Origin of the sequence: Parabacteroides caeci, from assembly GCF_023656795.1 — a bacterium.
Lineage (GTDB): Bacteria > Bacteroidota > Bacteroidia > Bacteroidales > Tannerellaceae > Parabacteroides > Parabacteroides segnis.
Genome location: NZ_JAMOKT010000046.1, coordinates 15,027 through 37,602, shown reverse-complemented (window position 1 = coordinate 37,602; position 22,576 = coordinate 15,027). Strand labels below are relative to the sequence as shown.

Annotated in this window: 18 protein-coding genes; 11 read left to right on the top strand and 7 right to left on the bottom strand. The window is 47.3% G+C overall.

Annotated features, from left to right (window positions below; all coding sequences use genetic code 11):
• Position 1: 1 nt before the first annotated feature.
• Positions 2–913, top strand: coding sequence for a DUF368 domain-containing protein (locus NBH15_RS20240; RefSeq protein WP_250823408.1), 912 nt, complete (start codon positions 2–4; stop codon positions 911–913).
• A gap of 410 nt (positions 914–1,323) precedes the next feature.
• Here NBH15_RS20240 and NBH15_RS20235 read toward each other — a convergent pair whose 3' ends face one another.
• The 6 genes from NBH15_RS20235 to NBH15_RS20210 form a co-directional block, all read right to left on the bottom strand.
• Complete coding sequence (locus NBH15_RS20235; protein ID WP_250823407.1) at positions 1,324–1,758, bottom strand: hypothetical protein; 435 nt, start codon at positions 1,756–1,758, stop codon at positions 1,324–1,326.
• 9 nt (positions 1,759–1,767) lie between these two features.
• Positions 1,768–2,718, bottom strand: coding sequence for a DUF2705 family protein (locus tag NBH15_RS20230; protein ID WP_250823406.1), 951 nt, complete (start codon positions 2,716–2,718; stop codon positions 1,768–1,770).
• A 15-nt stretch (positions 2,719–2,733) separates the two neighbouring features.
• A complete protein-coding gene (locus NBH15_RS20225; RefSeq protein WP_250823405.1) occupies positions 2,734–4,269 on the bottom strand; it encodes a DUF2705 family protein in 1,536 nt (511 codons plus the stop codon).
• A 27-nt stretch (positions 4,270–4,296) separates the two neighbouring features.
• Positions 4,297–5,016 (bottom strand): ABC transporter ATP-binding protein, encoded by a 720-nt coding sequence (locus NBH15_RS20220; protein ID WP_007653298.1) that lies wholly within the window; start codon positions 5,014–5,016, stop codon positions 4,297–4,299.
• A 470-nt stretch (positions 5,017–5,486) separates the two neighbouring features.
• Complete coding sequence (locus tag NBH15_RS20215; RefSeq protein ID WP_224264898.1) at positions 5,487–6,902, bottom strand: NEW3 domain-containing protein; 1,416 nt, start codon at positions 6,900–6,902, stop codon at positions 5,487–5,489.
• Between the two features lie 220 nt (positions 6,903–7,122).
• A complete protein-coding gene (locus tag NBH15_RS20210) occupies positions 7,123–8,640 on the bottom strand; it encodes a TolC family protein (RefSeq protein WP_007653296.1) in 1,518 nt (505 codons plus the stop codon).
• 300 nt (positions 8,641–8,940) lie between these two features.
• Here NBH15_RS20210 and NBH15_RS20205 point away from each other — a divergent pair, with 300 nt between their 5' ends.
• The 9 genes from NBH15_RS20205 to NBH15_RS20165 all read left to right on the top strand — a co-directional run bounded on the left by NBH15_RS20205 (position 8,941) and on the right by NBH15_RS20165 (position 19,885).
• The gene (locus NBH15_RS20205; RefSeq protein WP_250823404.1) at positions 8,941–11,238 is read left to right on the top strand and encodes a GH92 family glycosyl hydrolase; all 2,298 of its coding nucleotides are present in this window, start codon (positions 8,941–8,943) and stop codon (positions 11,236–11,238) included.
• Between the two features lie 40 nt (positions 11,239–11,278).
• Complete coding sequence (locus NBH15_RS20200) at positions 11,279–12,523, top strand: GAF domain-containing sensor histidine kinase (protein ID WP_128134759.1); 1,245 nt, start codon at positions 11,279–11,281, stop codon at positions 12,521–12,523.
• Positions 12,520–13,887: a sigma-54-dependent transcriptional regulator gene (locus NBH15_RS20195; RefSeq protein ID WP_250823403.1), complete on the top strand. Its 1,368-nt coding sequence runs from the start codon at positions 12,520–12,522 to the stop codon at positions 13,885–13,887. Before NBH15_RS20200 ends, NBH15_RS20195 begins: the two co-directional genes overlap by 4 nt.
• 139 nt (positions 13,888–14,026) lie before the next feature.
• Positions 14,027–14,254, top strand: a complete 228-nt coding sequence (locus NBH15_RS20190) for a 4Fe-4S dicluster domain-containing protein (protein WP_007653280.1) — start codon at positions 14,027–14,029, stop codon at positions 14,252–14,254.
• Positions 14,255–14,261: 7 nt separating this feature from the next.
• Complete coding sequence (locus tag NBH15_RS20185) at positions 14,262–15,341, top strand: 3-methyl-2-oxobutanoate dehydrogenase subunit VorB (protein ID WP_186961517.1); 1,080 nt, start codon at positions 14,262–14,264, stop codon at positions 15,339–15,341.
• A 189-nt stretch (positions 15,342–15,530) separates the two neighbouring features.
• Positions 15,531–16,295 (top strand): thiamine pyrophosphate-dependent enzyme, encoded by a 765-nt coding sequence (locus NBH15_RS20180; protein ID WP_007653276.1) that lies wholly within the window; start codon positions 15,531–15,533, stop codon positions 16,293–16,295.
• A 17-nt stretch (positions 16,296–16,312) separates the two neighbouring features.
• The gene (locus NBH15_RS20175) at positions 16,313–16,855 is read left to right on the top strand and encodes a 2-oxoacid:ferredoxin oxidoreductase subunit gamma family protein (protein ID WP_007653275.1); all 543 of its coding nucleotides are present in this window, start codon (positions 16,313–16,315) and stop codon (positions 16,853–16,855) included.
• Positions 16,856–16,925: 70 nt separating this feature from the next.
• On the top strand, positions 16,926–19,061 hold the full coding sequence (locus NBH15_RS20170; RefSeq protein WP_250823402.1) for a putative porin: 2,136 nt from the start codon (positions 16,926–16,928) through the stop codon (positions 19,059–19,061).
• A gap of 5 nt (positions 19,062–19,066) precedes the next feature.
• Positions 19,067–19,885, top strand: coding sequence for a transporter substrate-binding domain-containing protein (locus tag NBH15_RS20165; RefSeq protein WP_128134755.1), 819 nt, complete (start codon positions 19,067–19,069; stop codon positions 19,883–19,885).
• Between the two features lie 16 nt (positions 19,886–19,901).
• Here NBH15_RS20165 and NBH15_RS20160 read toward each other — a convergent pair whose 3' ends face one another.
• Positions 19,902–21,044 (bottom strand): PAS domain-containing sensor histidine kinase, encoded by a 1,143-nt coding sequence (locus NBH15_RS20160; RefSeq protein ID WP_128134754.1) that lies wholly within the window; start codon positions 21,042–21,044, stop codon positions 19,902–19,904.
• A 183-nt stretch (positions 21,045–21,227) separates the two neighbouring features.
• Between NBH15_RS20160 and NBH15_RS20155 the strand changes: the two genes are divergently transcribed.
• A complete protein-coding gene (locus NBH15_RS20155) occupies positions 21,228–22,523 on the top strand; it encodes a DEAD/DEAH box helicase (RefSeq protein ID WP_128134753.1) in 1,296 nt (431 codons plus the stop codon).
• Positions 22,524–22,576 lie beyond the last annotated feature (53 nt).

Here is a 22,576-nt window from a genome sequence, read left to right as displayed (position 1 = left end):
AATGGACAGAAATCTAAAAGACTACGGTCTCCTACTTTTGAAAGGCATGGGTATGGGCGCAGCCGATGTTGTTCCCGGCGTATCGGGCGGCACAATTGCCTTTATTGTTGGTATTTATGAAGAACTGATCGATTCGATCAAGAGTATTAACGGAGCAAGCCTGAAGCTACTCTTCACCGGTAAGATCGCCGCTTTCTGGAAAGCGATAAATGCCAACTTCCTGCTGGCTATCGTTGCCGGCATCGGGATCAGTATTTTCTCGCTGGCAAAGCTCATTACCTGGCTGTTGGTTACCCATCCGATCCTGGTGTGGGCCTTCTTTTTCGGGTTGGTACTGGCTTCCACCTGGTTCGTATCGAAAGATATCAAACAATGGAACTGGAAATCGATACTGAGTTTTATCATCGGGGCTATCATTGCTTATTACATTACCGTTGCCACACCGGCGGAGACACCGACAAATCTGTTCTTTATCTTCCTTTGCGGAGCCATTGCGATCTGCGCGATGATCTTGCCGGGTATTTCGGGTAGTTTCATTCTGGTATTGCTCGGAAAATATTTCTATATCATGGAAGCGGTAAAGACACTCAATATCCCGGTCATGCTCGTATTTATCTGTGGCGCGGCAATAGGTATCACTTCATTTTCACGAGTACTCTCTTATGCCCTGCGCCGGTTCCATGATACGACAATCGCAGTATTGGCCGGTTTTATGCTGGGTTCGCTCAACAAAGTATGGCCCTGGAAAGAAGCGATCGAGACATATACCGACAGCCATGGAGTGATCAAGCCGTTGGTTGAAGCAAATATTTTGCCGGACCAGTTGTTGTGGGAAGCCGTAGGATTAATGATATTTGGCTTCGCTATCGTATATTTCCTTGAAAAGTTATCCATGAAAGGAGCTAAAGCATAAAAAAATCTCTCCCCTATGCTCACGCACAAGGAAGAGCTTGTTCTCTCGCCAAAGAGAACCTCATCAATTATGTTAACCTTTTTAGGTTATAAAAGGGAGCAGTTCGCCAGAGTTGCTCCCTTCATGTTGAAAACACACATCTTATTAGTATTGTTTATCTTTTTACCTAATTCATGGCAAATAGCATGCCATAAGTGTATCTATCTGATAACTACCTATTTTATAAATAATAACCTGTCCAATAACGGACAGCTGCCCGGTTTTACTTTACAGTATGTCCGGCAACGCCGTTTATAGTGCAAACAGCGTGCCAAAACACACAAACATCTATTTATCAAACATATATATTTATCACTAAAATCCCATTCTGTCCAATAATTAGACAGTGGTGTACAAAATTTAGACAATTATTACCGTACATCGTATCTTGTAAAGAAATAAAAGCAAGCCATAAACAGGACAGCAATCGTGAGTATCATAGCAATCATATAACCGCCGATGAATTCGATGCGTTGCCCGAAAGAGGCGATCTGTTCCTGGTATTGCGGAATCTGATCGACGGCTACAGGTTTCTTACTGGTGGAATAATCTTCATAAGGATTATACCAGTGAGGGCTACCGTCATCCTTGGCATCGACGTCTTTGAACCACTGTAAGAACTGTTCCTGGAAAGCATGCAGGTCATTCCAGTTCTTCTGAAAACGCAGGTAACCACCTCCCAGAAACGCTTCATTCATATAATCGAACTGCGCGATCGGTGACAACAGCGTGAAATTACGAGTCTGCTCAAACTGACGGAACTGTTGCAGGTAATAGGCATCATTATACTTCTTATCGCTATTCATCAGATTGCTCTAGTTTCGTGCACGCAACTCATGCCGGGGATAAAATGCATCCATACCATTGGACGACCAGCTTCCTTCCGGTGCATTCCGGTTAATATCATTGGATGCCTCCTGGCGCTTCTGAGCCACTTCGTCCGATGTCGGTATGCTGAACAGCGTCTTTGCCCAGAATACAGACGTATTAGGAATGACCACCGCAGCAAACAACCAGAAACAAAGCGAGATAAGCAAACTGATATTGGAGTAGCGCGTCACCACCGACGACAGCAAACCGAATACGGCAAACGTAGTGATGAACAAAAGGCTGATCAGTATAAACCCGGCAGTCTCTATCAGAAAGCTACTGTTCAACTGCACCTGACCGGAAACAGCCAGGATAATCAGACTGATTATGATACCGACCAGCTCCATGACTCCTATCACTGTTATAATACTCAAAAGCTTACTGCACAAGAAGGTGCGCCGGGGCACGGCATTTGAAAAGACCAAAGCCAGCGTCCTCTCCTCCTTTTCCCCTGAAATGGCATCAAAAGCAAAAAGCAGCGTAATAAAACTAAGGAACATGGAAACGATAAACGACCAACTCAAACTATCCGTACGGATCAGAAGAGGATTATTGCTATCATGGCGTACCGAATAATCAAACACATTATAAGCACTGTAGGTAATACGGTTAGGCAAATAGCTTTCCTTGCAATCCGCAATCACACTGTTTTCACGCGGAGAGATGATAAAGCTATTCCTTGCTGTCGCTACTTTTGAGATATTTTCGGCTTGTTTGCCTATTGCTTCCTGCTGTGCTACGCTATATTTGGTGTAGTTATCATGCATATCCTTAAAAGAAGAAGCGAATGAAACACTACCCAACGTAAACACCAGCACAACAATTACAAAAGAAACCTGAAAGCGCAGGCTATACAGATAGTTCTGCAATTCACGTATATATAAAGTTGTAAACATAACTGTAATTATTTATTATCTGACATCATATTTCATAAACGACACGATTGTCCCGACCAACAATACGATCACCAATCCCAACAGAGCACATAAGCGTCCCAGTGCAGCACCCAACGTAGCCGAAAGTGTGATCGGTTGAGGAACATAGCAGGGAACACCGCTGGTATCCAGATACGGAAATTCAGAATTACTTCTGCCATATTTCTTCCATACTTCTTCTCCTCCCAAGTCAACTTCTGCCTGTGTAGGAAATTCGTCCAAAGGCTGGGCGGTAAAATAAGCAGTAGACTCAAACAGCTTATGATCCTTGAAATAGGTAATGACGTTCTCCCGGTATTTACGCAAACTTTCCATATATTTAAGGAAGCTGCCCGCATCGGTACGGCATAAAGCATCCGTCGTCTGATCGAACAATTCGGAGGGCGACAACCAGGCGATGGCTTGTTGCAACCGTTGCTGACGCACCAGTCCGTCCAGATAGTTCCGCTGCAAGGCCCATTTCTTATCCGCATTATTCAGCATGACAGGAGTTGCCCAAATCTGCATCTGCTGGTGGAATAAAGGTGTCTCTTTCGGGCCTCCGGCCAATTCAAGATATTCAGGTCCGTCACCGGTACAATTATTATAACTCAAATATTTCATATTGACCCTTTGGGACGCACGCGGCCATTCCTCCATATATTCTTTATGAAAAGCCTCGTCATAATTTCTCATGGTTGCCTGTACATTATCATATAAAGGCGCTTTCGAAATACTTTGTGCCAGATAAGTCGCAATATTAGGCATCAGGAAAAGGAACCATATCCAGCACAGCAAGCTGATAATAATGGACGAAGACGAATGCGTCACCCGGCTGGAAATAAACATTCCCAACAACAGGAATACCATCATATAAATGACGGAAGTCAGGAAAAGCAGCGACAAGCCGCCCCAGTCGGATGCTGAAAAGGAAATTGCCGGATTAACCACAATGATCAGGCAGGCCAGCAGATAACAGAACAGCAAAATAGGCAGTAACGTCAGCAACAATCCCAATAACTTACCCATCAGGAAGGAGATACGGCTCACCTGTCCGGTAAAGGTCAGCTTCATCGTCCCGTCTTCCCGTTCACGGGTAATGGCATCATACGAAAAGACGAGTGCCAGCAACGAGATAAGAATAGCGACCACTTTCGAAAAGTCTATCGAGAAGAAGGCATTCAACGAAGGGTTGTCGCGGGTAAGAGTATGCCCTTCGGGAAACAGCGGATATTCCCAGAAAGAAACCTTCACCTTATTGCCGACATCACCGATAATACCCGTACTAAAGATACTCAGCGGCTCCGGCACCTGTATAACAGTAGGACGAACATGTGACCATACGCGGCTCTCTTTCATTTCCTTATCCGCCTTTGCCTGTTCGATCTTAAAGACACGCACCTGGTTCTGATAATTCTCCACACTGACGATCACCGTGAACGGTATCACCAGCAGGCACAGTACAAACCCTATAATAAACCTGACCGACAACAAGTTCAGCAGGAAATCTTTCTTTGCTATTAACCAAATCATATTACTTATTATTAATGGTTTATACTCTTATTCCAAAATAGCTTCCTGCATATAATCCAGATAGATACGCTCGAGGTCGTCCTGGAGGAACTCTTCACGACTACGGAGCATCACCAGGCGTCCTTCCTTCATGATACCGACACGGTCGGCCACTGCCTTAGCACGGAACAGATCATGGGTACACATCAGGATACTCTTGCCGGCGTTACGGAGGTTAATCAGTATCTGCATCAGTTCGGCGGCACTCTTAGGGTCGAGTCCGGTGGTCGGCTCGTCCATGACGATGTTGTCGGCATCTTTGATGATGGCGATGGCCAGTCCGACCTTCTGACGCATACCTTTGGAGAAGGTTTTCAGCTTGCGTTCGAAGGCTTCTTCCTGCAGGCCGACACGGCGCATGACGTTATAGTAATCGTCTTTCGTCAGGTTCGTCTTACCGCCCAGGCGGGCAAAGAAGTCGAGGTTCTGACGGGCGGTGAAGTTGCCGTAGAGCATTACATTCTCGGAAACGAAAGCGACATGCTTCTTGGTTTCCAACGGTTTTTCCATAACGTCGATACCGTCGATCAGGGCATGGCCCGAAGTGGGTTCGATGAAGTTGAGGAAGATATTGATAGAAGTGGTCTTCCCTGCCCCGTTTGCTCCCAGCAGGAAAAATATTTCGCCCGGTTTGATCTCTAGGTTCAAGGCATCAAGGGCCAGATTGCCGTCTTCATATCTCTTTGTCAAATCGATTGCTTGTAACATGGTGTTTATGTTTTAATTTCAATTGTTATTATTCTTATTTTCGTTATTACTTTTCTCTTGAAAGAAAAGTAATCAAAAGTTCAAGGCTACATCTGCCTCGCTACTCCGCATCCTACGTTCGCTGTCGCCTCCGAACTCGCTTCGCTCAAACAGCGGATGCTCCGAACGCTCACTCCGGCTGCTGCGCTTTACGCTCGCCAGCTGATGCCTTTTTAGGAAGTTTCACTTCCTCCGGGGATGGCCGACACTGCCTGTTATATAGGTGTCGGTGTCGGCAATCCCCAAAGAACGCAACGCGTTCTATGAAAGGCATCAGCGGATGAACGTCCGCGAAGGAAGAAGACGAAGCTTCAGGAGCATCTGCTGTTTGAGCGAAGCGAGTTCAGATGCGACAGCGTAGTCTTCTTCCGTAGCAGTGAAGCCGGTGCAGCCTTGATCTTTTGGTTACTTTTCCATCAAGGGAAAAGTAACTATCTTTTGCTAAGCTTCATTCCGAACCAAACGATTCCCCCGATAAAGCCGACCAGCAACAGGATCAGGAAGATGGTACCGAAGACAGAAGTCGAAGCATTTACCTGGATGCGGACTGTCTTGTCTTCCGTATCTACCTTGCGGTTGTCGGCCATTGCTTCCGTTTTGATCTTCACTTCCTGGGCACCTACTCCACCGTCTGATGGCGGGATGATGGTTACTTTTACCGTTAATTCCTTTTCCGGTTCCAGGCTGCTGATTACATCCGGTTCGATACGGGTATCCCATCCGAGAGGCTTCTCTGTTGTCAGCTTGATGTTATCCAGGCGGCGGGTTCCACCGTTGCGGACTGTTACGTCCATAACCACTTCTTTGCCGACGGTCGTTTCGTGGTAGAGGTTGTTTGCACGCACTTCGATCTTTCCTTTTCCGCGAGGGATAATCTCCAGGTTCTCGCTTCCGGCCTTCTCGCCGTTCGACGCCGTTACGGTCTGCACCTGGAACTTTATCGGCTTATCGATCACTACCTGCTGGTCGTCGCGATCCGGCAAATAGACCTGCAAAGATAACTTCTTTATGTTTACGCCCTGTGCAAATTTGATCTGTGTCACCTTACTTTCTCCATCGGTAAAGTCGTAACTAATCTGGCGCGGCAGGTCAAGCACTTCCAGGCGGTAGACATCATCCGAAGTGGAGAAACGCTCAAGTGTCAGATCGTAAGTCGCTTTGCTGCTCAGATCAGCTTCCTGGCTGAACTGCATGGAGGATATGTCGATCACGTTCACACTGGCATCTTTTTTCAGATAGATATTCTTTTCATCCTTCCGGTTGTTGTAGTTTAGCGAGACAGTCAGGTTCTCCGCATCTTTCAGCAACTCGAAATCAGCCGTCGCCACCTTCCCCAACTCGATGGAAGGGACACGAAACTCATACGGCGAACCGATGATCGTTTTCGACTCATTATCCACCAAAGATACATATATATTATATATCTTACCGGAACGCATCTCAGGCGTGAACACATCGAAGTGTTCCTTGAACTGGCTCAGATACTCTTCGTTCCCTTCGAGGGCACTTTTCAGGGTGATCTTCACCTTGCGTTCGCCCCGCTGGTCCTGATACTTCACCGCACGTTCCACCGTTATGTAACTCTGCTGGGAGATCAGCTTCAGGATCAGTTTCTGATAATCGACTTCCTTACTCAGCAGCTCATTCTTCGAACGGTTGAAATCGTTGGCTGAAATGGCTTTTTCATTATACAGCTTCGTGTCGTTCTCATACTTCTGTTTGGCCACTTCGTAATCGGCACGGGTCTTTTTCAGGTCGAGCAACAAGGCAGCCTCGCTGTCTTCCTGTGCCCGGACGGTAAAGGGCATCAGAAGGATGGCCAGCAATACCGCAATAAAACTTTTCATGTGTTTGTTCATCTGTTCTTATTTATTATGTTATCATTCTAATTTGCTCCCGAAGGCGTTTCAGTTTCCCGCTATGAAAACTTTAGTTTTGTCAGGAGGAAACTAAAGTTTTGTGCCGAAGAAACTAAAGTTTCATGCAGGAGAAACTTTTGTTTCACAAGCAGGAACAGCAATGAAACTGCAATCTGCTATGAACCAGAATACTAAGCGAATCTGGTTTCTATCCTTTCTCCGGCAGAAAACTGCGGTTATGTTCGAAGTCATACATGGTCTTCCGGTTCAGGTCGGCCACCGAGAGACGATAGGTGATATAACTGTCGATATAGGCAAGTTGCACCTGCGAAAGGCGCTCCTGTTCGATAGAAAGTTCCTGGCTCGTCATATCGCCGTTCTCAAAACGCATCTGGCTGATACGGTAACTCTGTATCGCCACTTCCTGGTTCCGGCGGTTGATGCGGTAACGCTTCTCCGCTTCATACACGCTACGGACGATCTCGCGAATCTCCTGTTCGATAGTCCGCTTGGTATTGTCGAGATTCAATTCGCGCTGTTTCAGGCGGACTTGCTCGCGGCGTACCTGGTTTTTGGCACGTCCCCAGTCCAGAAGCGGATAAGAGACGGTCAGGGCGATACCCCGGTTAGCCGGACGGTCGCGCATGTTATCAAAGGATGAGCCGACCAGTTGACCGACTGTTCCATCTCCGCGTGTACTCAATCCGGTGAAATCATAATAGGCGGAAATGTTTCCTTTAAATTCCCGTTCCCGTTTGGCACGCTTCACTTCGATGGCCTGAAGCTCGATATCGAGGTTGTCTTCCTTTATTTCCATACGGTTACGCAAAGCCTCGTCGATGGCCAGTTGCATGTCGACGATGAAGGCCTCGAACTCCATATCCGCTTTCAGGTCGATCTCTTCTTTGAGGTCAAGGCCGATAAGTAGCTTGAACTGGTCTTTGGCGGCGGCGAGCTTGCCTTCGCTTTCCATCACACGGGCTTCGTCTTGTGCGACGGTAATCTCGGCGATCAGCATTTCACCTTCGGGAAGGTTGCCCGTCTCCTGCTTCAATTTGGTGATACGGTAGGCTTCGCGGGAGTTGACAAGGCGGTCCTGATTGATTTTATGTTCGTAGGCCAGTTTATATACAGTATAGAAACTCTCCGTTACATTATAGACAATATCCATCTGGATACGGGTGAAATAGCAGGTACTCTTCTTATAATCGAGTTCGGCCACTTTCATGTTTTCCTTCAGTTTATTAGCGGTAAAGATGGGTTGGTTGAAAGAGAGGGCGAAACGGCTGTACACCTGGTCGCGTTCCAGCTCTTCATAATCCCGCTGCGAAAGTGTAGTCCGGTAATTCTCCCAGTACATTTTGGAGCTCAGGGCGAAATTACCGCCGGTAGGCAAGACATATGTAAAGTTCAGGTTACCGCCCACTTGCAACGAACCGGTAGAGTTGTAGACCGGCAGACCGTCGGCCTGCGAAATCTCCGTCAGGCTTTCCGTCCATGAAGGAGTAAAGAAGTCAAAGTTCAGCAACGGCTTGAATTGTGCTTTTGTGTAAAGGTAAGAGTAACGGGTTGCGTCCATATCTTCCTTGTAATATTTCACCGTATAGCTTTCCCCCAAAGCAATGTGAATCGCTTCATCATAGGTGATCTGCCGGAGATTCTCCGTCTCCGCATGCCCTGCCAAAGCGAATCCCATCAACAGTGATACCAGTAAATTTCTTTTCATACTATATCGAATTAAGTTCTTTCGGGTAACAGGTTACCCAATTGTCATTATTTATTGTTTTACCTGCCTATAATAAGGCAAATGGCGTGCCAAAACTGCAACCGGTTGTATTTCCACCGGTTACCCGGATGGGTAATTATTTCCCTCTTGGGTAAAAGGGAAAGCCGTTACCCAAAGTGGGTAATATTTTACCCAATTGCACGCCATCATAAGATAATGCAACCGAATCAGCAGAAAGTTATATACCTATACACAAGAAAACACATACCTTTGCCTTACAATAATTAATAGATCAACACCATGAATAGCAGACAAATAAGCAGTTACATCTTAATTCTCCTGACTCTCCCTTTCACCCTCATTTCGGCAAAACCGAAAGAACCCGTCGATTATGTGGATATGTTTATCGGTACTTCCAACTCCCGGTGGATGCTGGGGCCTTATGCACAAGAACCGTTCGGCATGGTGCAACTCGGACCGGATAACCAGGGGAATGTCTGGATGGGAGGATACGAATACGCCATCAATAGCGTTTCCGGTTTCAGCCATCTGCATGCCTGGACGATGGGTGGCCTGATGATCATGCCGACCACAGCCGACCTGGCCCTGACAAACCCTTCGGCCGATTCTCCCTATAAAGGAGCAAACGCCGGTTATCATTCACGCATACTGAAAGAAACGGAAAAGGCCTCACCCGGTTACTATTCCGTCTATTTATACGATCATGAGGTAAAAGCGGAACTATCGGCCACCACCCGTTGCGGCATTCACCGGTACACTTTTCCCGAAAGAAAAGAATCCAGGATACTGATAGACCTCCTATTCCCGACCGAATGGGACTATGGCTTCAATGTGAAAGATGCCTGCATCACCAAAGTCAGCAATACCGAACTCGAAGGATATGCCGACTGCCAGTCCGGTCCGTGGAGTAACTGGAACAACAACAAACTGCATTTCGTCATCCGTTTCAGCAAACCTTTCTCGCAACTGAACGGATGGAACGAAGGGATAGAAAAAGACGACATACAATCCATTGCCGGCAAGAACGATATCGGAGCCTACGCAATCTATTCCACAACCGAAGGAGAAAGCATAACCGTCTCAACCGGTTTATCGCTGGTAAGTATCAAACAGGCACGGCTGAATATGGACACCGAACTCGCCCCCTTGCAGTATGACTTCGACCGGGTAGTCGCCCAAACCCGCAACAAATGGAACGAACTGCTCGGCAGGATAGAAGTAGAAGGAACGAACGAGGTGGACAAAACAAAATTCTACACCAACTTGTATCGTGCCTATGCCGGCAAACAAACATGGAACGATGTGAACGGCCAATATAGAGACGCTTGTGAAAACATACAGCAACTGGATCACGGGAATATGTATGGCGGCGATGCCTTCTGGAACAGTTTCTGGAATCTAAACGGCCTCTGGTCGATCATCTCCCCCCGCATCGTGGACGATTGGGTAACCACCCAGCTGGAGATGTTCAAACATACCGGATGGACAAGCAAAGGGCCGGCCGGACTGGAATACTCCGGCATCATGGAAGGTTCGCACGAAACAGCCCTGATGGTTGCTGCCTATCAAAAAGGCATACGCAAAGACGGTGAAGCAATCTATGAAGCCGTGCTGAAAAACGTCACGGAAACAGGTATCGACCATCCCTGCGGAGGCAGCTGCGGCAACCCTCTGCTGGACGTTTATATCAAACAAGGTTATATGCCGATGGAAAAGGGAGTGGTTTCCAAAACACTCGATTATGCGTACGACGACTGGTGCGTCTCCCAACTGGCCCTGGCACTCGGAAAGAAAAAAGAAGGAAAAGCGCTGCTGGCACGTTCGATGAATTATAAGAACGTATTCCACCCGGAGAAAAAGTTCGTCATGCGGCGTGACAGCCTGGGTAACTGGGACCCGGATTTCGATGTGTTCTCCAATAAGGGATTCATAGAAGGCAACAGCTGGCAATACTCCTGGTACGTGCCGCACGATATTCCCGGACTGGTAGACTTCCTGGGGAAAGACCTCTTCAACAGCCGGCTGGAAGAGGGATTTATCAAATCGGAAAAGCATAAGTTTGCCGCCCATGTATTCGACCGTACCACAGGACAGTCGGCTGAGTTTTACATCAATCAGGGAAACGAAGTAAATATGTGTACCCCGTTCCTGTTCAACTATTCCGGTAAACCCTGGCTGGCCCAGAAATGGTCGCGTGCCATCCTGGACAGTTTCTACGGCTCAACCCCTTATCATGGTTGGGAAGGCGACGAGGATGAAGGGCAGATGGGCGGTTGGTACGTGATGAGTGCACTGGGTCTGTTTGAAATGAACGGAGGAGTTTCCCTGAAGCCGGAACTGGAACTGAGCAGCCCGCTATTCAACAAAATAACGATCCGTCTGGACCCCGCTTATTATAAAGGAAAGACTTTCACGATCGAAGCCCGCAACAACTCAAAAGAAAACATCTATATCCAAAAGGCTTACCTGAACGGGAAAGAACTGAAACAACCCCGAATACCATTCGCTGCCATCGTATCCGGAGGGACGTTGTTGCTCGAGATGGGAGATAAACCGAAGTTCGATTGTTTCAATTAATACGATTTTGCGTACTTTTGCACAAAGATCAAGAAAAAGTATGCCACTATTCAAGAAGGACGAACAACCCAGGCAACCGAACCTGGAGCAACTGCTCTCGGAGTTTAACCGGTCGCTCACTTTGATCGTCGACAAGTCACTGCTGATCGGCAATATCGTTGCCAAGGTAAAGCAAATATGCCCGGTAGAAAGTGTTTACATCTTCCTGCTGGATGAAAACACAGGCAAATTCAAACAGCAGAACGAAGCGAAGAACAAGCCTGTGACGCTGACCAACCGCAGCCGGCTGATCAGCTGGCTGTCTGTCAACGAAAAGCACCTGATCATCTCCAGGCATCCGGATATCGTCTCCTATTTCCCTCCCGAAGAACAGGAAATAATCAGGCAACTGGGTGCCGAACTGATCTTCCCCCTCAAGATCATGAACCAGATCAACGGTACGATCTTTTTAGGGAAGAAAACCGATGGCGCTCCATTCACCGAACAGGAACTGAACCTGCTTTCCATCCTGATCAACCAGGCTACATTCGCCATCGAACATGCTTCGCTTTACGAGCAGCAGACCGAACGTCTGAAAAAGATGTACCGTACCGACCGCCTGGCAACACTCGGCGAACTGGCAGCCGGGGCGGCCCATGAGATACGTAACCCGCTGACAGCCATCCGGAGCACGATACAATATCTGAGCAAAGACTTCAGCGCCGACCCAGTAAAAAGCGAAATGGTGACGGAACTGATCTCGGAAGTGGAACGTATCAACAAGATCGTACAAGGTCTGTTGTCTTTCGCCCGTCCGTCCGACCTGAACACGTCCGATATAAATATCGAACAGCTGATCAACCAGACGCTTCTGCTGGTGACCAATACATTACGCAAACAAAACGTAGAGGTGGAGTTTGAATATTTCACCGACAACACGACCATCCAGGGGGATGCGGAACAGCTGAAACAGGTTTTCCTGAATATCATCCTGAATGCCGTCGAAGCGATGGGGAAGAATCCACCGGAACGCTCGCGTACATTAATAATAAGTATAGAAAAGGGAACTCCCATCAATACCCATTCCCGTTACCTGATCATCTCGTTCGAGGATAGCGGCAAGGGGATCGAACAGAAGAACATCGAGAATGTATTCAACCCCTTCTTCACGACCAAGGAAGAAGGAACCGGACTCGGGCTCGCCATCTGCTACGGTATCATCAACCGCCATGAAGGCGAGATCGAAGTAAAAAGCGTGCCGGACAAGGGCACTTGTATGAATATAAAATTACCGCAACGCATATGAAAGCAAAAATAGTAGTAGCCGACGACGAACCGCGCATCCGCAAGATGATCGCCCGTTTGCTGGCCGATGAAGGATATGATGTAATGCTCGTCGAAAACGGACGGGAGGCGGTAGAGACTCTCCTCTCCTTCCAGCCCGACGTTATTCTGCTGGACCAGCAGATGCCGGTACTGACCGGTGTGGAAGCATTGGAGGAGATCAGGCGTATCTCCCCAACCCAGGTTGTCCTTTTTGTGACCGCCTTCGGTTCCATCTCCCTCGCCGTCGACGCTGTGAAGAAAGGGGCTTACGACTTTATAGAAAAGCCTTTCGACAACGATAAATTATTACTCACCGTCAAACGTGCCGTCGAACACAGCCGCATGAAAGGTGAAATCTCCACCCTGAAAAAGACACTGGGGGAAAAACGAAGTAACGTGATCGGCGAGAACACAGGACTGAAACAAGTGATGGCACAGGTCCTGAGGGTAGCGGAAACCAATGCGACCGTCCTGATCCACGGCGAGAGCGGTACGGGAAAAGAACTGATCGCACGTGCCGTCCACCACAACAGCCTGCGGGCGAACGGCCCTTTCGTTGCGATCAACTGCGGCGCCATTCCCCTGACATTGATGGAAAGCGAACTATTCGGCCATGAACGCGGTGCCTTCACCGATGCCAAAGAAGCAAAGGCGGGCACTTTCGAACGGGCAAACGGCGGGACATTGTTTCTCGACGAAGTGGGAGAACTTCCCCTGGATGCACAGGTTAAATTGCTCCGTGTGCTGGAAGAGCGGAAGATCACCCGAATCGGCGGAAAGAAGGCAATACCGGTAGATGTGCGTATCGTAGCCGCCACCAACTGTAATCTGGACGATGAAGTAAAAGGCGGACATTTCCGTCTCGACCTGTTGTATCGTCTGAATGTATTTACCCTGATCCTTCCCCCGCTCAGGGAAAGGAAAGAAGATATTCCCTTACTGGCTAATTTCTTTATACGGAAACACAACCAGGCGTTGAGCCTCGATGTGCAGTCTATCACTCCCGAAGCAGTGAAGCTGCTCTCTTCTTACGACTGGCCCGGCAATGTGCGTGACCTGGAGAATGCCCTGCAAAGCGCGATGATCTTATGCACGGACGGTACGATCCGCCCCGAACATTTGCCCGACCGGGTAAAAGGATATGATTCGACGGAAGAAGCAACCATCGCCGGAAGCGGAGGAAGCATCCGCGAAATCAATGCGCAAATGGAAAAGGAACTGATTCTGGAAGCCCTAAAGAAGCACAACTTCAACCGGACACTGACAGCCGAGGCTCTTGCTATCAGCCGGAAAACGTTGTTTAACAAAATGAAGCGTTACGGACTGTCTACAGATGAAATTTGACAGACAGCCATTGCTTATCATTGGCTATCTGTCATCAATAGAGGCTAACGACTATTAAAAAACAAAACAATCCTTGTTTTTACAACATTAGTTCTTAACTTTGCCGACCTACACGACATAAAACATAATTAGTTATACTATGGCAAAAATAAAAGGAGCGGTCGTTGTAAATCAGGAACGCTGCAAAGGGTGCAACTTATGTGTGGTTGCCTGCCCCAGCGATGTTCTGGAATTACACCCGCGTGAAGTGAACAACAAAGGGTACCATTATGTGTACATGAAAAACCCGGATGCTTGCATCGGTTGCGCCAGTTGCGGATTGGTTTGTCCCGACGGCTGTTTAACCATCTACAAAGTAAAAATATAAAACAGATATGGCAGAAGAGATAAAATTAATGAAAGGGAACGAAGCCATCGCCCACGCAGCTATCCGCTACGGTGCCGACGGATACTTCGGATACCCTATCACTCCGCAATCGGAGATCCTGGAAACCCTGATGGCTGAAATGCCCTGGGAAACTACCGGTATGGTAGTACTGCAAGCTGAAAGCGAAGTAGCAGCGATCAATATGGTGTATGGCGGTGCCGGAACAGGTAAACGTGTATTGACTTCATCTTCCAGCCCCGGCGTCAGCCTGAAACAGGAAGGTGTTTCCTATATTGCAGGTGCGGAACTTCCTTGTCTGATTGTAAACGTCATGCGTGGCGGTCCCGGCCTGGGAACAATCCAGCCGAGCCAGGCAGACTACTTCCAGACTGTGAAAGGTGGCGGACACGGCGACTATCGCCTGATCACCCTGGCCCCTTCTTCCGTACAGGAGATGGCAGACTTTGTCGGACTGGGTTTCGACCTTGCCTTCAAATATTGCAATCCGGCTATTATCCTTGCCGACGGTATCATCGGCCAGATGATGGAAAAAGTGGTGATGCCTCCTTTCCGTCCGCGTAAGACAGAAGCTGAAATCATCGCCGAATGTCCGTGGGCCGCACAAGGCAAACTGAAAAGCCGCAAAGCAAACGTGATCACTTCACTGGAGCTCGACCCGGCCAAAATGGAAGAGAACAACCTCCGCTTCCAGGCTAAATACCGTAAGATTGAAGAAAACGAAGTACGCTACGAAGAGTTCCATTGCGACGATGCGGAATATCTGCTGGTTGCCTTCGGTTCTTCCGCACGTATTTGTCAGAAAGTTGTGGAGATCGCACGTGCTGAAGGTATCAAACTCGGCCTGTTGCGCCCGATCACGCTGTGGCCGTTCCCGAAAAAAGCCATTGCCGATTATGCCGAGAAGGTAAAAGGCATGCTTTCCGTCGAACTGAATGCCGGCCAGATGGTGGAAGATATCCGCCTGGCTGTAAACGGAAAAGTAAAAGTTGAACACTTCGGCCGCCTGGGTGGTATCGTGTTCACTCCGGATGAAGTACTGAACGCGCTGAAAGAGAAATTATTCTGATTCGTATGACACGCGGAAGTAAAATAGATAGCATATTGACAATCCTGTTCATGGTATTGGCGGCGGCAGCGATCATCTGCTACTTTGCCGTTGACGACCGTCACGTATTTCTCTATTGCGGCGGAGCAGCCATATGCTTCAGACTTGTTCAATATCTACTGAGATTTATTAGTTAATTTAGTAACAATTATGGAACTCAACGAAATAATTAAACCGGAGAATCTGGTCTATACAAAACCGGAATTGATGAACGACAATCCCATGCACTACTGTCCCGGTTGCAGCCACGGTGTGATACATAAGCTGATCGCCGAAGTGATCGCCGAAATGGGAATGGAAGAAAAAACAATCGGTGTCTCCCCGGTGGGTTGCGCCGTTTTCGCATATAACTATCTGGATATAGACTGGGAAGAAGCAGCTCACGGACGTGCTCCGGCGATTGCAACAGCCATCAAACGTCTGAATCCGGAAAAGATGGTCTTCACCTATCAGGGTGACGGCGACCTGGCCGCTATCGGTACAGCCGAAACCATCCATGCAGCCAACCGCGGTGAGAACATTGTGATCGTATTCGTGAACAATGCCATCTACGGTATGACCGGTGGACAGATGGCTCCTACCACACTGGAAGGTATGCCGACAGCCACTTGCCCGTACGGACGTAACATCGCCTTGAACGGTTACCCATTGAAGATCGGTGATCTGCTGGCTCAGCTGGAAGGAACCTGCCTGGTTACCCGCCAGAGCGTACAGACAGCCGCTGCCGTTCGTAAAGCCAAGAAAATGCTTCGCAAAGCCTTCGAAAACTCTATGGCAGGCAAAGGCACGTCAGTTGTCGAATTCGTTTCCACCTGTTCATCCGGCTGGAAGATGACACCTGAAAAAGCAAACAAATGGATGGAGGAAAACATGTTCCCGTTCTATCCGCTGGGGGATCTAAAAAATAAAGAATAAGTAAATACAAAAACGACATGAAACAAGAAATAATTATAGCAGGCTTTGGTGGACAAGGTGTTCTGTCGATGGGTAAGATACTTGCTTATTCCGGACTGATGGAAGGCAAAGAGGTTAGCTGGATGCCTTCATACGGGCCTGAACAGCGTGGCGGTACGGCTAACGTGACCGTTATCCTGAGCGACGACCCGATCAGTTCTCCGATCCTGAACGAATACGATATCGCGATCATCCTGAACCAACCTTCCATGGACAAGTTCGAAAGCAAAGTAAAACCGGGTGGTATCCTGATCTATGACGGATATGGAATCCATACTCCGGTGAAACGTACGGATATCAGCGTTTATCGTGTGGATGCTATGGACGCAGCTACCGAAATGAAGAACGAAAAAGCATTCAATATGCTTATCCTGGGTGGTCTGCTGAAGATCGTTCCGATGGTGAAACTTGAAAACGTATTGCTGGGTCTGAAGAAGTCCCTGCCCGAACGTCACCACAAGTTAATCCCGATGAACGAAGCCGCCATTAAGAAGGGGATGGAAATTATACAGAAAATGTAATCTTGCAAAAAGAATATAAAGAAGGGCGTTTCTTTCGTAGAAATGCCCTTTTGTTTTATCTTTGCAACCCATGAAGCATTGCTTATACATATTATTATTGCTGATAGTATCTGCCACAACCGTTCAGGCCCAACGTGGAGCCAGCAGGGCAGATCAGAAAGGTGGAGGAAAACGTGGCGGCTTCTCCTTGTCAAACCTGACATCATCTCAGAAAGATATACCGGACAGTCTGCTGGTAGCGGATAGTGCCGCCTTAAATTCAAAGCGTATAACCGCCTATCGGCTTACCCCTTCCCTGGGTGAGGCATATGTGGCGCCACTGGACACAAACAAGCTGAATTTCAGCAACTCGACACTGGTGGAAAGTAAATCGCTCGCCATCGGTTATCTGGCTAACCTGGGAGCACCGGCACAGACGAAAATATTCTCCGAACGGCAGGAAGCACGCGATTTTATCTTCGCCGATGCCTACGATTACTATATCACAACGCCGGAAAACGCTTATTTCTACAACACAAAGATTCCTTATACCAACGTTCTGTACACCACCGCCGGCGGTAGTACGAACAAAGAAGAACAGTTGAAAGGAACCATGACCATGAATTTTGGCAAAAAGATCAATGTGGGTGCCGATATCGACTATATTTATGGCCGCGGACATTATAAAAACAACGGTAATAAACTGTTAAGCTACCGTTTCTTCGGCAGTTACCAGACTGATCGGTACGAAATGCATGCCTACCTGAGTAACTTCAACTTCGTAAACTACGAAAACGGAGGAATGGCAAACGACTCAACCATCAGTCATCCCGACGAATATTTCCCGGAAGGACGTCCCTCCGACACAAAGTCGTACGACATACGTTATCTGACCAATGCCTGGAACCGTGTTCGCGGAAAGCGGTATTTCCTGACCCAGCGTTATAACCTCGGTTTCACACGTGAGTTGGAGGAAGAGGATGAAGAAGGGAATCCGAAAGAAATGTTCGTTCCGGTATCCAGCATTATCCATACGATCGATTATGAAGATAACCGTCGCCGGTTCATCGCCGACAATACGGCGCTGATGGATTCGTCCTATATAGTCGACGACAACGGCCAGCGTTTCCCACGTATTTATGGGTTAGGAGCTACACTCAACGACCAGACATCTTCGTGGAATCTGAAAAATACGATCGGACTTTCCCTGCGTGAAGGTTTCCAGGACTGGGTTAAGTTTGGTTTGACAGCTTTCGTCAGACTCGAAAAACGCCGGTTCAAACTGGAACCTAGAATAGAAGGGCTCGATTATGGCGAATATGGCCGGGGTCCATACTTCTCTGTTGATAATATCGACCTGAAGAACCTGCCTACAGCAAAGCTTTACGACGAGTTTTCTACTTACGTTGGAGCCGAACTTTCCAAACGCCAGGGTAGCATCCTGACCTATAATGCACGCGGAGAACTTTGTATGGTTGGTAGCGATGTCGGTGAGTTCCGTGTTACCGGGGATTTACAAACCCGTTTCAAGTTGTTCAATAAAGATGCTGTGATCAAGGCAGACGCCTATATAAAGAATGTAACGCCGGCCTTTTACATGCGCCATAACCATTCCCGTTATTACTGGTGGGATAACCCCAACTTTAACATGACCCAGCAAATCTATGCGGGCGGTGAAGTGTATCTGGAATCTTCAAAAACAACTTTAAAAGCCGGAGTGGAGAGTATTCAGAATTATATCTATTTCAATAAACAGGGATTCCCGGTACAGCATAGCAGCAACTTACAGGTAGTCAGTGCACGCATCAAACAAGACTTCCGCTTCCGTGCTTTCGGTTGGGAAAATGAAGCATGCTGGCAGTTAAGCAGCGATGAAAGCGTACTCCCGCTTCCGTCATTAAGTGCCTATTCAAATATGTATCTGGCCGTCAAGGTGGCGAAAGTACTGACCGTACAGCTAGGTGCCAATGTATATTATAATGCAGCTTATTATGCACCTTACTACGAACCGGCAACACAGCAGTTCCAGGTTCAGGATGAAGTAAAAGTCGGTAATTATCCACTGGTTAACGCCTACGTAAACTTCCACCTGAAACAGGCACGGTTCTTCGTTATGGCTTACAACCTAAGCAGTAAATTTGCCAATCCGGACTATTTCTCCCTGGCACACTATCCGCTGAATCCGATGGTGTTGAAAATGGGTATTGCCGTTACATTCAATAACTAAGCCGTATGAAATCCCGGAAGTTACTGGTAGTCTATATTGTCCTCCTGGCATGCGTACTGATAGCCATGTTCCGTTTATGGCCGTACAAGCAGGAACCTGTCCCACCCAGGGATTATCCGGAAATTAAGTCAGAAGGTATTCTGCGGATGGTTACCGAATATAACCAGTCCGGCTATTATGTAGCCGGCGATACGATCGAAGGTTTCCAATACGAACTGAGCCAGGCCATCGCCGCTTTATCCGGACTGGAAGTACAGACTCAGCTGGAGATGAGTCTGGCCGAAAGTTTCAAACAATTATCCGATAACCAATGCGACGTAATCGCCCGCAATATCCCTATCACCAGCGACATCAAAGAAGACTATCTGTTCACCGATCCGATCGTCTTCAATAAACAAATATTGGTGCAACGCACGGAAGAAGCCAATAATGGCATCAAACCGATCCGTAACCAGCTTGATCTGGCACAAAAGACCTTGTATATTCCGAAAAACTCCCCCGCCTTACTGCGCCTGCAAAATCTGGCACACGAAATAGGAGATACAATCTATGTGAAGGAAGATGAACTTTATTCCAGCGAACAACTGGCTATCATGGTTGCCAAAGGCGATATCGACTATGCCGTATGCGACCAGCAAATAGCCCGCGTATCTAAAGAAAATTTGCCGGAAATAGATATCGACACGGATATCAGCTTTACCCAACTCCAGTCGTGGGCGGTACGCAAAGACTCCCCTATCCTGCTCGACAGCCTGAACAGCTGGCTGTCACAAATCAAAGAAAGCGGGTTATACGATCAGATTTACAAACGCTACTATAAATAATGTGCCAATTGGCACATTATTCTTCTCGTGAAGGCAGAATAAACGAAAAAGTAGAACCTTCCCCTAGTTGCGATTCTACACAGATCGAGCCTCCCATTTTAGTAACAAGCCCTTTGCATATAGCAAGTCCCAGGCCGATACCTTCCACATAGTCATTGACTTTAACAAAGCGGTTAAAGAGGTTTTGCAGCTGCTCCTCGGCTATCCCCTGTCCGGTATCCTTCACATAAAAATTCAGCCGGCCATCTTCCAGCGCCTTATACCCCATCGTAATACTTCCCTTTTTAGTATTCTTGATCGCATTATTGACCAGGTTATTTACTAATTGGAGTAAGCGGATATAATCGGTTCCAAAGGTGCAGCTATCCAATCCTTTTTCCAGAATCAACTTCACATCTTTCGGCATACGGGGCTTTACAGAAGCATAGGTCGTATCCATCATCTCGTTCAGGTCGATCGGAGCATAACTAATCTTTATCGCATCCGCCTCAATCTTCGACAAGTCCAGAATATCGTTGATAAGCTGCATAAGTAATTGATTATTCGCCTTGATTATCTCGTAATAAGACATACGCTCTTCGTCTGTATCCGCAAACGCCATCATTTCTGAAAAACCGGTTATTGCATTCAACGGCGTACGGATCTCATGACTCATGTCTGCCAGATATTTTGATTTCAGCTTATCAGCCATTTCCGCTTTATCACGCTCATCTTCGAGACGTTTTTCTATTGCCCGCTTAACTGTGGCATCACGCCACAAAGCCAGCAACAGAGGTTTCCCGTTACTTAAAGAAATCGGGTATTTTTCTACTTCAAGATATTTCATCTCACCGGAAGCGGCCTTGAGCCATCCATGAAATTCGGCCTCTTTTCCTGAACTGATGACTCTCTTATCTATCCCCAACCGTTCCTCTACCGACATTAAGGCATTATAATGCACTTCAGAGTCATCGTGCCCCTCGATCTGGGAAGTATCAATCCCTGTTATCTCTTCCATAAATTTATTCCAGTAAAGATAATTGAAATGATCTTCCGGATCTTTCACAAACACACCCAAAGGCAAATGATCTAATATCGTATTCAGTAACTCATGAACAGTATCCGGCTCATTTAAGGTTACTTTCTTTTGAGAGCTGTTGCAGCTATCATTTGTTCCCATAATATAACTTGCTATTTTTCCAATGTAGGCAAAGATATTAATTTTTTACGGTACCCCACTATATAGATACATCAATTTTCAACGCTTACAGAAATTTACAGGACAATTATTACAAGAGCCGGGGTTACTATTGTAGAATTTGACAAATATTATTTACCTTTACGGAGAATTTAATGATAAAAGATGAGATTTGACGAATTGGATTTAGAAGAGGCCGTATTGGACGGACTCGATGCTATGAATTTTCAGGAAACAACTCCTGTACAGGAATTAACTATTCCTGTTATCTTAGAAGGGAAGGATATTATTGCCTGTGCACAAACCGGTACAGGGAAAACAGCAGCCTACGTGTTGCCATTAATTAACCAATTAAGCAAAGGCAATCATCCTGACAATGCGGTCAATGCAGTTATTATGGCTCCAACCCGCGAGTTGGCCCAGCAGATAGACCAGCAGATCGAAGGTTTTACATATTTTGTTCCGGTATCGGCTGTGGCCGTATACGGTGGTACCGACGGAGTTGCCTGGGAGCAACAGAAGCGTGGTATGGAAATGGGGGCCGATATCGTTATCGCCACTCCGGGACGTTTGTTGTCCCACCTGAAACTGGGAACAGTAGACCTTTCACAGGTTTCCTATTTTGTACTGGATGAAGCAGACCGTATGCTGGATATGGGATTTTACGACGACATCATGCAGGTATATAAACAACTGCCTCCCACTTGTCAGACTATCATGTTCTCGGCTACCATGCCACCCAAAATCCGGACGTTAGCAAAAACAATCCTGAAGAATCCCGAAGAAGTCAAAATTGCCATCTCACGACCTCCCGAAACAATTATGCAGACAGCCTATATCTGCTATGATCCTCAGAAGCTAAAGATACTTGAAGACCTGTTCTTGCAAAGTCGCCCGCAACGTGTCATTATTTTCTCTTCCTCCAAAATGAAAGTGAAAGAGCTCGCCTCCACCCTGAAACGAATGAAGTTCAATGTAGCAGCCATGCACTCCGACCTGGAGCAGTCGCAGCGCGAAGAGGTAATGAAAGAGTTCAAGAACGGACATATCGATATCCTGGTGGCAACCGATGTTGTTTCGCGCGGTATTGACATCAACGACATCAAACTGGTAGTAAACTACGATATCCCCCACGACCCGGAAGATTATGTACACCGCATCGGCCGTACTGCCCGTGGTACCGGAGGCGAAGGATTGGCCATCACATTCATCAGCATTGAAGAGCAGGCACAATTCAAACGTATTGAAGACTTCCTGGAAAAAGAAGTTTATAAAATTCCCATCGACCCGAAGTTCGGCGAAACCCCGCTATACGAACCTGAAAAATACGGAAACATGCGTCGCGGACGTGGACGTCCCCGGAAAGACGGTAGCACCGGAGGAAGATCCTTCGAAAACAAACGTCCGGGAACTCCCTCCAGAAACGGTAACCGCCGCGGAAGACCACGGAAAGAATCTTAATATTTTAATCGAAACACATACAAACTAATAGAACAGTCTATAGAGACTTTCGA